Here is a 13,109-nt window from a genome sequence, read left to right on the forward strand (position 1 = left end):
CTTTTTCTGCAACCGCCGCTCACTAAAAAACGCTTTAAGCATATCGCTAGCCTCATCAGCCAAGATCCCACCTTCCACATTCAAATAATGATTTAAAAATGGCTGCGTATGTAACTGTGCTTTTGAACAGACAACACCTGCTTTCGGTTCTTTAGTCGCAAAATAAAGTGTTCTGATACGTGCGTGCACCATCGCTCCTAAACACATCATACATGGCTCTAAAGTAACATAGAGATCACATTCAGGTAAGCGATAGTTCTGCATCATTTGACCCGCATCACCCAATGCAACCATCTCAGCATGCGCTGTTGAGTCGTTATTCATAATCATCTGATTAAAGCCTCTCCCAATGATTTGATTATCTTTGACAATAATCGCACCAACAGGGACTTCATTATGCTCTTGCGCTTTTTTTGCCTCTAATAGCGCATACGCCATCCACTGTTCTTTAGTTACTAATGACATACTTAGCTTATTTATCTACACCTCAAGTTAGCCTATACTATACTACACTTTATCAACAACATGATCCTATAGAGCAATATTAAGATGTTAAGGAAGACTATTCTTTGTATATTTTTTATATTTAGCCTTAGCTTCTTGTACGCTGCTGATGACAATAAAAGTGATGCAAAAACCCCAACTCTCGATATTGTCATAAATGGTATTAGTGATAACAAAATCACATCAAGCATTCTTGATAATATCAGCTTATCACGCTTTAAAAAATTTGCTGTTTCTCACCCTAATCAAATGCAACTACTACTTAAAAAAAGTGATGATGAAATCAAAACGTTACTCGAGCCCTATGGTTACTATAAGCCAGTCATTACCACAGACTTTAGTGTCAAAGATAACCTTTGGATCGCCACATTCAATGTCAAACTCAATGAACCATTACATATTGATGCATTAACCGTTAATATCAATGGCTCAGGTCAACATTCTAAAATCGCTACTAAGACGCTAAATGCCTTGCCACTAAAGCAAGGCGATATTTTAACGCAAACTGCCTATGAGAAATCCAAAGCATTACTGACTGACAGCTTTTTTAACGCAGGTTACCTCGATAGTGAACTCACAGAACATGAAGTTCGCATTAACATGCTTAAATACACTGCTGAGGTGATTTTAACCGTTAATACTGGTGAGCGTTATAAGATCGGTGCCATTAATATCAAGCAACAGCGTTATGATTATGCTGAGCGTTTTATCAATGATATTATCAAGGTCAGCATCGGTGATGCCATGTCGCAGAAAAAAATTACCAAAGCCAATAAACGTTTACAAGATAGCGGCTATTTTAGCAATGCTCAGCTTGTCCCTAAAATCTCTAAGCGCGATAAAGTTAACAAGACCGTTCCAGTGGATTTAAACTTAACAGCAGGTCATGCGCGCACTTATACTTTTGGCGTGGGTTATGGCACATTCACAGGTCCTAGGGTAAGTTTTGGCACGCTTTTTCGTCATGTTACCGATACCGGACAGCAGTTTTCCTTTAACGTCTCAGCGTCTCCTGCTAATAGCACCTTTAGCACAAGCTATGTTTTTCCAGGAAAAGATCCACTACATGATAACTGGAGTCTTATCGCTGAGCAAAGCTATATCGAAACCGATACTTACAATGAACGCCAAACCAATTTTGGTATTGCTCGCACCCACAAATATGGCAATTGGCAAACTACCGTGAGTTTACAGCAATATCTTACCAATTATGACACCGTCGCTAACCCCAATAATACCAATGGTAAATACCTTGTTCCGGCTTTAACCCTTCTCTACGACGGCAGTTGGCAAAATGGCTTTTGGCGTCAGGGCTTGGTGTGGAATGAACTATTGCAAGCTTCCATCAAGTCTCCACTTTCAGATCAGGATTTTATTCGCAACAGCATGAGCATTTATTACTCACTCCCTATTAACCCCGAATGGAACCGTTTGCTATTTGGCGCAAACTGGGGATTTATTACGGTTGATAACATTCAAAATATTGCCCCAAATTTTCGTTTTTACGCAGGTGGTGTCAGTAACCTTTTGGGTTATCCCTTCTTAAGCCAAGGGCCGACAGTCAATGGCAATGTCACGGGTGGTCGCTATCTTGCCACAGGTCTTGCAGGCATTGAGCAACGCATTTATGGCAACTTCAGCTCAATGCTTTACTACAATTTGGGTAATGCTGCCAATAAGCCTAACTTTAGTGATGTTGATATTCTGCGTGCGGCAGGTATCGGTCTTAGCTATAAAACACCACTTGGACCCTTTATGATATTTTTCACACGCACATTGAATCACAGTAATGAGCATTGGCGCTTTGATTTAAGCATCGGGATAAGCCTATGACAAAGTTACGTAAAACAGTTAAATGGTGCTTAATCACGCTCGTAAGCCTAATATTGATCATTGCACTGACGCTTGGATTTTTATTATTTACCACACCGGGATTAAAGATCACACAAAAAATGGCCAATCATTTTTTACAGCCCCTTGGCATTAGTGTTAAAGGCAATATTTCAGGTCAAATTAACCAACTCAAACTTGATGAGCTTGACATTAAAAACGACACCGTGGATATTCGCTTAAGCCAAGTTGAATTGTCATTATCATTATGGTCTTTGATCAGTCGCCAAACGCTTGATGTTAAAAGTCTAGCCTTGGACAAGGTTTATGTTGATGTCAACACACATTCAACAGATAGCGATCATAATGATCAAGCACATAAAGATGATAGCCCTTTTAGTATGCCACTTGCGCTCTATGCTAAAAATATTCAAGTTAACGATGTGCAATATTTAATGAATAAGCAATTAATCGTTCATGCGACAAACGTCAGTGCAGACGGTATTAATTTAGTTGATGACAAACTAGCGCTTAACAAAGTTTCCGCCAATGTCCCCGCTTATTCAGCCAGCGCAACGGTAAATAGCGGTTATATTATATTAAACGCGCCTTTTAAAACGCATTTAAAAGTCAATCTATCTGCTAAACAAAATAGTGCCAATATTAGAAGCACACAAACCCAAATCATTGGTAATTTTGCAGATAAATTTAGTATCATGAGCGATGGTATTATTCACTACAAAACAAGCCCCTATCCTTACTCACTTATTTCAAGCTTCGATCAAGGGGAAATCGTTAATCAGCTTAAACTTGATCATCTTGCCACGATTAATAATACACTGCTATTTAATGACCAATTGGACTGGTCCGTTAATCTCACCTCTTTAAATCCAGCGGTACCACTTAAATTCAATATCGGTGGTAAGCTTAATACTACTGGTCATGATCTTCGACTTAAAACCAGTTTTTGTGATATTTTTAGCAACGATACTGAGTTACGTTGTCATATAAACCTATCTAGCAGCGATGGCGCTTTTCACCTAAATCAATTCAAGCTATTTAACCCTCGCAATGATGATCGTGTACAAGTCAAACTCACGCAATCCAAGCAAGATATTCAAGCACAATGGGAAGTTTTTGTGAATAATCTTAATGCTTACCCTTTCAATGTCAGTGGCAATATCTACTCACAAGGTAAAATTGATATCAATGATAAGGCAACCAAAGCACTCAGAATGACGCTTGATGTCCATGATTTTCTCTATAAGCAATTTGATCTCTCTAAGCTTGTGTTAGCTGTTGATAATCGCGCATTAACACTCAATGCCGATTCTAATAAAATCTCAACACTGATTAAGATGCAATTACAAAGTTTATCACTGTCACAAATTACGGCGAGGCTCAATACTTTAAACTTTACCAGTAAAACCTTTAAACAAAACTGGCATCTGACGAAAGCCGTTGATTTAGCGTTTAGTCCCAATAAAAGTAGCATAAGTGATCTGTGTCTTTTGGCATCCAATGATAATCATTTTTGCATCAACGCCTCATTAGCTCCTAATGCCATTGCGGTTCAAACAGTTGGTGAGATAACCCCTGCGCAGTTTATCCCTAATCTGCCTTATGGCGGTGACAGCTTTGCCTTAAGTTTCAAGGGGAACTATTTACAAGCGCCTAACAGTGATCCCAAAGCCAATTTTAGCATCTCTGGACATGGCTTGTTCTTTGCGAGCAACACCTCATGGTTTAAGCAACTGCAACAGATTGTGCCGATTCATCAGTTATCCTACACTACCAACCTCAATACAGATCTATCACTTCAAGACCAAAAGCTCATATTAAACAGCAATATTTCCTTTCCGCAAAATACACTGGCACTTAAGCTTAATAGTGATAATTTTGATTTATATAATTTGAGCAAAGCAAAATTAACTGGCGCGCTTGAGCTGTCATCAACACGCCTTGATTGGATCAGTAATTTTATCCCACAATTCCCAACGTTAATTAATAAAGGTGATTTAAATAGCCGCTTGCAAGTCACTGGCACGTTGTTTGACCCGCACGTTGATGGTGATATTGCACTTAAAGATGCACAAATTGAGTTACTGCCATTAAATACCACCTTAGATGATATCAACGCCAATATCCTGATACGCAATCCACTGAATGCTAAGATTAATCTCACTGCCAATATGCAGCAGTCACCATTAACCGTTAATGGATTTGTCGATCTGCACGGTGCCTCACCAAATACCAATATTAATATCAATGGCAAAAAACTGTTAGTGCTTAACACGCCTGATATGGAAGTCACTGTAAGCCCTACTTTAAACTTTAGCCAAAACAATGGCAGCAGTAGCTTAAGTGGCAATATCTTTATCGATAAATTGATTGTTAATCTTGCTGATATGAAAAGCAGTAGTCTACAAAACACCATTCAAAACGATGTTGTCTATGTCAACAATAGTAATCAAGCAATACAAACACAAAAAAGCACGCCGTTTAGCATGGATCTCAATATCGATATGGGTAAAAATGCCCATATCTCAGGGCTTGGAATTGATACTAATATTCAAGGCAAGTTAAATATCATTAGCCAACCGAACCAACCAATGCTTGGCGTTGGTACGCTGCAACCAGTTAATGGCGTATTTAGCGCTTATGGTAAGACCTTTAGTGTAGACCCTAAATCAACTATTCAATTTAATAACTCGCCAGTTGGTAATCCGATGCTGGTAATTACCACATTTTACAATATCCCAACCTCTGTCAAGCTGACGCAATCAAACGCACCTGACACCATCGGCATTGAAATCACTGGCATGGCAAATAATCCAAAAATACAACTGTTCTCAGATCCGAGCATGTCTCAAACAGATATTCTTTCTTATATCTTATTTGGTCAAGTACTCAATAATGCCAATAGCAGCCAAACATCATCTGATGCGTTATCGCAAGCAGCACTTTTAATTGCGATTAACGAAGGGGGTAGCGGGGTCATCGATGAGCTCAAAGATAAACTCTCTCTTGCTGAGTTTTCACTTGGCAACTTAAGCAACAACCCAACCAATACCACAAACAACACAACAACAGGGCAAAACAATACGGCAGTTTTCATTGGCAAACAAGTAACTTCAAGACTTTATCTAAGCTACGGTGTTGGGGTATTTACCGGTGAGCAGCAAGGGATTGCTACCTTCTCACTTACCCCGCAATGGAAGCTCAAAGGTGAGATAACAAGCTTTGACCGAGGTGGGGACATTCTTTATCAAACACATTCTGAAAACTAAAAAATAACTATCCATTCTCTGTCAATATGTCTATGCTTAGCACAAATTATTCAATGTTTGTAAATATCGATGTCATTCTCCTCATTAGGTTTAAGCACTGCCATTTTAAATGCGCTGACAGAACAAGGTTATAAATCACCGTCTCCCATCCAACAAAAGGCCATCCCAGCGGTCTTAAGCGGGCGTGATGTGCTTGCTGCAGCACAAACCGGCACGGGTAAAACTGCAGCCTTCACCTTGCCTATTTTAGAAATGTTAGCACAAGGACCACAATCAACAGCCAATCAAACGCATGCCCTTATCTTAACGCCAACACGCGAGCTTGCCGCCCAAATAGATGCAAATATTCAAGCGTATAGCACGAACTTACACTTGCGCTCTTGTGTGGTCTTTGGCGGAGTTAAAATCAATCCACAAATGATGCGCTTACGTAAGGGTGCTGATATTCTGGTGGCAACGCCTGGGCGGTTACTTGATTTATATGAGCAAAATGCCATACGTTTTGATCGCTTGAAATTTTTAGTCCTTGATGAAGCCGATCGCATGCTCGATATGGGTTTTATACATGCCATTCGCAAAATTCTAACACTTATACCCAAAAAGCGCCAAAACTTGATGTTCTCAGCAACCTTTAGCCCTGAGATCAAAGAGCTTGCTAAATCTATTGTCCATAACCCTTTAGAAATCTCAGTAAGCCCACCGAATCAAGCAGCACCCAAAGTCAAACATTGGATCGCTCCGGTTGATAAAAAACAAAAAACTAACTTACTCATCAAACTCATTAAAACCCATAATTGGGCACAAGTCTTGGTTTTTTCACGCACTAAACATGGTGCCAATCATCTTGTTGGTAAACTCGAAAAAGCGAATATCAAGAGTGCTGCGATTCATGGCAATAAAAGCCAAGGCGCACGCACCAAAGCATTAAGTGATTTTAAAAACAATGAAGTACAAGTATTAGTGGCAACAGATATCGCTGCTCGTGGCTTGGATATCAGTCAATTGCCTTGCGTGATCAACTTTGATTTACCGAATGTGCCGGAAGATTACGTCCATCGCATTGGACGCACAGGACGCGCGGGCGCTACAGGAGAGGCGATTTCTTTGGTCAGTGCCGATGATTTCCCACAGTTAGCCGATATTGAGAGACTCTTAAAAAGAGCGCTCGAGCGCGTTATTATTGATGACTTTGATCCGGTACACAGCCTACCGCAATCTAATCCGCATAATTATAAAACCATCAAGAAAGTAACACCTAAAAAGCCAAAGATTGAACATCGCGATGGACAAAATGCCAAGCGTCATCCTAAGGGTAATCGTCAAAGACAAAATCGCTCCGGTAGCAGGTGATCAATTGAATATTGCTCATACTCCTTGCCATCGTTATTAAATAGGTGAATAGCAACATCATTATCAAAAAACTCCGCCATGACTTGTCGACAAGCACCGCATGGTGTCACCGGCTTTTTGGCATCCGCTGTAACATAGATCGCTTTAAAATCGCCTTTACGCGCACCACTGGCAACCGCCGCATTAATTGCCACCATTTCAGCACATGAACCCACGGGAAAGCTTGCGTTTTCAACGTTGACACCCTCGTAAGCATCACCGTTTTTAAGCTCAACCACTGCAGCAACACTAAAATTTGAATACGGCGCATAAGCACGCTTTTTTAATACTTGCAGCTTTCTAAATACTTCGTTTATTTCACGCATTCACAACTCGCTTAATAGGTTAACGCTGATTCTGTCAGTGCTGTGACAATCTTCTGCGTAATCTCTTTACTGCCTATACTTGTAGCACCACCCGCAATATCCGCGGTTCTAAAACCTTGTGCTAAGACTTGATCAATTGCCTGATCAATCGCTATCGCCTCCTCATGCATGCCAAATGAATAAGATAACATAAGTGCTGCTGATAGAATCTGCGCAATCGGATTAGCAATATCTTTACCTATAATATCAAAGGCTGAACCTCCTGCCGGCTCATATAAGCCAAAGCCTTCTTTATTCAAGCTAATCGATGGTACAAGCCCTAAAGAACCAGGCAACACCGATGCTAGATCCGATAAGATATCACCAAATAAATTACCCGTTACAATCACATCAAATTGCGCAGGGTTCAACACTAGCTGCATTGCTGCATTATCAACATACATGTGCTTTAAGGTAACATCTGGGAAGTTTTTCGCTTCTTCATTAGCGATATCACGCCAAAGTCTTGAGGTATCTAATACATTGGCTTTATCAATAGAGGTCAAGATCTTGCGTCTTTCACTAGCGCGCTTAAAGGCAGCTCTGACAATATGTCGAATCGTCTGCTCATCATACTCGGCCACATCCGTAGCACAACGGATACCCTCTTTATTGACAAAGCGCTTATGCTCACCAAAATAAATATCTCCTGACAACTCACGAAAGATCTCAATATCAGCACCATTGACAATGCGTTCATTCTTGATAGGGCTATTATCTTTTAATGCCGGAAACATTTTAATTGGACGAATATTCACCCCAAAATCAAACGTTTTGCGTAAGGCTAAAATGCTTTTGGCTTCACAACCTTGCCATTTAGGATCATTTTGCGCATCAACTGGACCGCCCACTGAACCAAATAAAATGGCATTTGCAGATTTGCAAATTTCAATGGTTTGTTCAGGGCAATGCTCAGCATAAACATCAAAGGCAGCACCACCAATTAGAGCTTCTTTATACGTGAATTCGTGGTTGTATTTATTAGCAACTGCATCTAACACATCAATGGCACATGCCATTACTTCAGGACCGATACCATCCCCTGCTAAAATTGCGATTGTTTTCTTCATTTTTTAAGCACCTTCTACTTATCTATAATTCACCATTCCATAACCGCTGTAAGAATATTTGCCAAGGCAGAATTAAAATTCCACTTGGTAAAGCTCTACCACCTAGCAAATTTGCTCCCGAGGTAAAGGTAAATTTATTTTTCTTTCATACATAAAAATCTCACTATTACGGAGTTAACCCCCATAATGGATAACTTATCCGGAATAAAAAGAAAGTCACATCTAAAACACTGTCCATATAAGCGAAATCAAACCTTGTTTTTTCAAGCCACAACGATTCTTCAAGAGTTTGTAATTTTTTGTTTAGTTCAATCATAAATTCATCCACCCCTATTTAGAATGTCTAGAATAAATTCAACTCTTTTAATCAGAGTGTCGTATGGCAACTCAACAAGCTTATAGCCCAATTGTTGATATGCTACTCTAAGGTTTTCACCAAAATCACATGTCTGATCAAATGTCAGCTTACGCTCATCATCATTTTTAAAAATTTCAGCCCATGATGGCGCAAAAAATACTTTTTGATTATAGCGATATAATTCAGCCGCTCTCATTTCAGCACCCGAAGCTAAGTCAAAGCACTGTGAATAAGCGATTAGATCTGGAATACCCCGATCAAAAATGGTTAACGCATCACTATGTAAAGCCGCCTCATATTGTTGAAGTGCACGAGATAGCATAAGCTCTTTAAATAAAAAAGGATTTTTATCGAAAGCCCCTGACCATTAACCTTCCTTTGTTGAGCAATAATCGCTCTGGCAGGCTCATCAACACAAGCCACTCCTTCCTTCGATAACAGCTTAAGTAAAGAGCTTTTACCACTTCCAGGTGCCCCAGTGAGAATAAACGCTTTTTCATTTTTGATCATAATGTTCTCTCTAGCCTACTGAAATAATAACACCCAAGTTATAGTACTCAATATCCTGCTTTATCTTGCAGTCGTCCTCCATTTCAACTGTTGCATTTTTTGCAACAGTTGAATGTCTATCTAATTCATTACTCACAGTATCACTCCAAATATCTGATGATAGCCAGTTACTTTTCAAACCGACTAATCTCCTGATCTTTAGACAATAAATAACCCATATCATCTTGACCTTGAAGTAAACATTCTTTGCGAAAAGGATCATAATCAAAATGATAAGATACCCCATCTACGGTAATGGTTTGTGTCGCTAAATCAACGGTTATATCAAGATCTTCACTTTGTGCTTTTTCACACCATTTCTCTAATAGCTCGCCATCTAAGGCAATCAATAACAATCCGTTTTTAGCTGAGTTATTGAAAAAGATATCAGAAAAAGAAGGTGCTAAAATCACATCAACACCTGCTTGTTGTAATGCCCAAACGGCATGTTCTCTCGATGACCCACAGCCAAAGTTGTTACCACTAATAAGGATTCGAGCACCTTTAAATCGTGTTTGATTAAATACAAACTCTGGATCTGCTGATTTTAGACGGGTAAAAAGATGCTCGCCATAACCGGCTATCGTCGTTTGTGTTAAGTATTGTGCCGGAATAATCATATCGGTATCAACATCACTTAACCACATCGGAATTGCTTTACTTGTTAGCGTTTGAAATGCTTTCATGCCAATACTCCTTCTTGTTCTAACTGCGCCACACTACAAATCACCCCTTTAATCGCACTTGCGGCTACCGTTTGCGGTGAGGCCAAATGAGTAATGCTACCCGTCCCTTGACGACCGATGAAATTGCGATTTGAGGTACTGATACAGCGTTGTCCTGCTGGCACTTTATCATCATTCATCGCCAGACACATGGAACATCCTGGCATTCTAAAATCAGCACCTGCCTCGATAAATATCTTATCCAACCCTTCAGAAATCGCTTGCGCACGGACTTTCTCAGAGCCTGGCACGATATACATCGTTACCCCTTGCGCAATTTTATGTCCTCTTAATACAGTAGCGGCTGCACGCATATCTTCAATGCGTCCATTGGTGCAACTACCAACAAACGCCCATTGGATCGCTTTCCCCAAAACCGCTTCATTTTCACTAAATCCGGTATAGCGATAGGCTTCTTTAGCTAATTTTTGCTGATGCTTTGGAATGCTGTCTAAGCATGGAATGGATTCATTAATTGCCACGGCATGTTGTGGATTGATCCCCCACGTAACCATTGGCTGCAAGCCCTCAATATCAATTTCCACAACCTTATCATAGCTGGCGTTGTCATCACTTGTTAAGGTGCGCCATTTATTCACTGTATTTTCCCAATGTTCAGCATCAGGTGCGTATTTGCGCCCTTTAAGATAATCAAAAGTTATCTCATCTGGCGCAATTAATCCGGCTCTGGCACCACACTCGATTGACATATTACATAAAGTCATTCGTGCTTCCATCGATAATGCTTTTATTGCATCACCGCTATACTCAATCACAAATCCAGTAGCACCACCTATGCCAATTTCAGCTATTAATTTCATCACAATATCTTTTGCTGTTGCATAACTTGACGGCTTACCTTTGAAGTGCACTTTCATCGTTTTAGGACGATATTGCAAAATACAATTTGTCGCCATGACATGTCCGACTTCGGAAGTACCAACACCAAACGCTAATGCGCCAAAGGCACCATGCGTTGAAGTGTGTGAATCACCACAGACAATCGTACTTCCCGGCCAAGTAAAGCCAAGCTCAGGCCCAATCACATGAACAATGCCTTGATATTGACTGTCAAAATCATATAGCTCAACACCAAATTCTTTGGCATTTTTACGCAACGTTTCTACTTGCGCCTTGGCAATGGGGTCATTCATCTGCGTGCGATCAATCGGTGAAGTAGAGATACTGTGATCTAAAGTCGCTACAATGGATTGTGGGTTACGCACAGGGATATTTAATTCACGCAACTTATCAAATGCTTGCGCTGAAGTAACCTCATGCATCAACATTCGATCGATATAAAAGATATCTGGAAAGCCTTTTTTGGACTCCACGACATGCTGATCCCATATTTTATCAATAATATTTTTAGCCATGAGACACCTCTTGTTGATTTGTTTGTGTCGATGTATTGTGCCTACGATAATTAGCATCTACATACATTTGATTCACCGCTTCGATAAATGCTTTTAGCGCTGATATCTCGATATCATGATCTTTGGCAATGCCTTTATAGGCATTATGATTTGGTGCGCTAACAATAATCGTCGCCTCTGAGCTTGAGCGCACACCCGCTTCTGTTAAAGACTTTGCATAATAATCTTTAACCTCAATGCCTGGAATGTATTTATCCGTCGCACTGAGCAATGCGGCAAGTGCCGAATTTTCACCTGCTAACTCAACTTTTAGATCCTCTTGATCGAAGAACTGCCCTGTTATCGTTACCGAGCTGCTATCCTCTGATTTACCATAAGCAATTTTACTTGCTTTAATCGGTGCACGGATTTTCTTATAGGCACTCAATAACTCAAGATCAGTTACCCCCTTGCGACGCTCGTGATAAATATCTTTGATCTGTTGAGCGACTTTCGCTTTTTCACGCTCCTCACAGACATAACCAAAGTCTTCGATAATTTTCTTAGCATGATTACCGCCAGATAATGGTCCAAACACAAAGGAAATCTCACTACCGATGGATTTTGGATCAAATGGCTGATAAGCCAATGGGTTATTCAAGATTGCATTGGTATGCCCACCTGAGGTATGTCGTGTTGCATTTAAGCCAACAATCGGTGAATGCGGCTGCTTAGGTAGCATTTTTTGGGCAATAAAATCCGAGACTTCTTTCAAGCCATTGATATTGATATTGGTGTAATAATGCACACCTTGTTGTTTGCCAAAAGCATCGATAAACATCACACACTGCTCTAATGCCGCATTACCCGCGCGTTCACCTACACCATTAATGCATGCTTCAACTTGACGTGCCGGACCATCAAAAACCGCATTCATTGAGTTCTCCAATGCTAAACCAAAATCATTATGGCAATGTGCCGACCAAATAATATCTTTATCAGGGAAAGCTTCTTTAATAATGCACGCGTGTTTTGTCATGTTTTTCACAAAATACTCATCACCTTCACGCTCACACGCCCCCCCGATTGTATCAGGACAGTTAATCACTGACACGCCGGCTTTTACTGCGGATTTAAACACTTCGGTAACATAGCCAAAACCATCTGCTAAACGCGAATAACCTTCAGCACTAAACTCGACCTCATAACCTTGATCGGTTGCAATCTTAATCAAACGATAGACGTCATCGATGTGTTTTTGCTCATCATTTTTATCTCCTAAACTTGCTTGCGCTAAGTTAGGATCAACCGGCAAATAAACGTGGATGCGCGCTTTACCAATAGCAAGTGACGGCTTTAACGCTTCCATCGTCTTTAAAACTTGCGCCTCTCTGAGCTGGCAAAGTCCAGCAATGACCATATTAGATTTCCGATTAGCCATACGCTCAGAAATTGTATGCACAATTTGGAAATCCAATTGGCTTGCCGAAGGAAAACCTGCTTCTAAGACATCGATATTCAGTGCATGCGCATAATCAGCATAAGCAATATTATCTTCAAAATTCATGCCCGCCCCTGGTGATTGCTGACCATCACGCAATGTGGTATCAAAAATATAAACACGTTGCTTATTATGTTGTTTGGTTTGTGTACTCATCGTTAACTCTCCTTCCT

Annotated in this window: 11 protein-coding genes and 1 pseudogene; 3 read left to right on the forward strand and 9 right to left on the reverse strand. The window is 40.3% G+C overall.

The features are described 5' to 3' along the window. The coding region (gene tadA, locus ACY10D_RS05240) for a tRNA adenosine(34) deaminase TadA (protein ID WP_486999717.1) at positions 1-465 on the reverse strand (465 nt) is incomplete at its 3' end. A gap of 84 nt (positions 466-549) precedes the next feature. On the opposite strand from tadA, the gene ACY10D_RS05245 reads away from it, so the two are divergent. From ACY10D_RS05245 to ACY10D_RS05255, 3 genes are all read left to right on the forward strand, one after another. After that, complete coding sequence (locus ACY10D_RS05245) at positions 550-2,337, forward strand: autotransporter assembly complex protein TamA (protein WP_486999718.1); 1,788 nt, start codon at positions 550-552, stop codon at positions 2,335-2,337. Then, a complete protein-coding gene (locus ACY10D_RS05250; RefSeq protein ID WP_486999719.1) occupies positions 2,334-5,624 on the forward strand; it encodes a translocation/assembly module TamB domain-containing protein in 3,291 nt (1,096 codons plus the stop codon). Before ACY10D_RS05245 ends, ACY10D_RS05250 begins: the two co-directional genes overlap by 4 nt. Positions 5,625-5,693: 69 nt before the next feature. Further along, the gene (locus tag ACY10D_RS05255; RefSeq protein ID WP_486999720.1) at positions 5,694-6,974 is read left to right on the forward strand and encodes a DEAD/DEAH box helicase; all 1,281 of its coding nucleotides are present in this window, start codon (positions 5,694-5,696) and stop codon (positions 6,972-6,974) included. Here the strand turns inward: ACY10D_RS05255 and cdd are convergent. From cdd to ACY10D_RS05295, 8 genes and pseudogenes are all read right to left on the reverse strand, one after another. Next, on the reverse strand, positions 6,944-7,339 hold the full coding sequence (cdd, locus tag ACY10D_RS05260) for a cytidine deaminase (protein ID WP_486999721.1): 396 nt from the start codon (positions 7,337-7,339) through the stop codon (positions 6,944-6,946). The genes ACY10D_RS05255 and cdd overlap by 31 nt on opposite strands. Before the next feature lie 11 nt (positions 7,340-7,350). Next, positions 7,351-8,448, reverse strand: coding sequence for a 3-isopropylmalate dehydrogenase (gene leuB / locus ACY10D_RS05265; protein WP_486999722.1), 1,098 nt, complete (start codon positions 8,446-8,448; stop codon positions 7,351-7,353). Positions 8,449-8,768: 320 nt separating this feature from the next. Next, positions 8,769-9,140, reverse strand: a pseudogene (locus tag ACY10D_RS05270) (AAA family ATPase); the annotation flags it as partial. Next, the gene (locus ACY10D_RS05275; RefSeq protein WP_486999723.1) at positions 9,074-9,316 is read right to left on the reverse strand and encodes an AAA family ATPase; all 243 of its coding nucleotides are present in this window, start codon (positions 9,314-9,316) and stop codon (positions 9,074-9,076) included. The gene ACY10D_RS05275 and the pseudogene ACY10D_RS05270, both read right to left, overlap by 67 nt. A gap of 10 nt (positions 9,317-9,326) precedes the next feature. Continuing rightward, on the reverse strand, positions 9,327-9,494 hold the full coding sequence (locus ACY10D_RS05280) for a hypothetical protein (protein ID WP_486999724.1): 168 nt from the start codon (positions 9,492-9,494) through the stop codon (positions 9,327-9,329). Next, positions 9,484-10,041, reverse strand: a complete 558-nt coding sequence (gene leuD, locus ACY10D_RS05285; protein WP_486999725.1) for a 3-isopropylmalate dehydratase small subunit — start codon at positions 10,039-10,041, stop codon at positions 9,484-9,486. The genes ACY10D_RS05280 and leuD overlap by 11 nt, the downstream gene beginning before the upstream one ends. Then, positions 10,038-11,456, reverse strand: a complete 1,419-nt coding sequence (gene leuC, locus ACY10D_RS05290) for a 3-isopropylmalate dehydratase large subunit (RefSeq protein ID WP_486999726.1) — start codon at positions 11,454-11,456, stop codon at positions 10,038-10,040. Before leuC ends, leuD begins: the two co-directional genes overlap by 4 nt. Further along, positions 11,449-13,092, reverse strand: a complete 1,644-nt coding sequence (locus ACY10D_RS05295) for a LeuA family protein (RefSeq protein ID WP_486999727.1) — start codon at positions 13,090-13,092, stop codon at positions 11,449-11,451. Before ACY10D_RS05295 ends, leuC begins: the two co-directional genes overlap by 8 nt. Positions 13,093-13,109 lie beyond the last annotated feature (17 nt).

This window comes from Cysteiniphilum sp., from assembly GCF_057495195.1.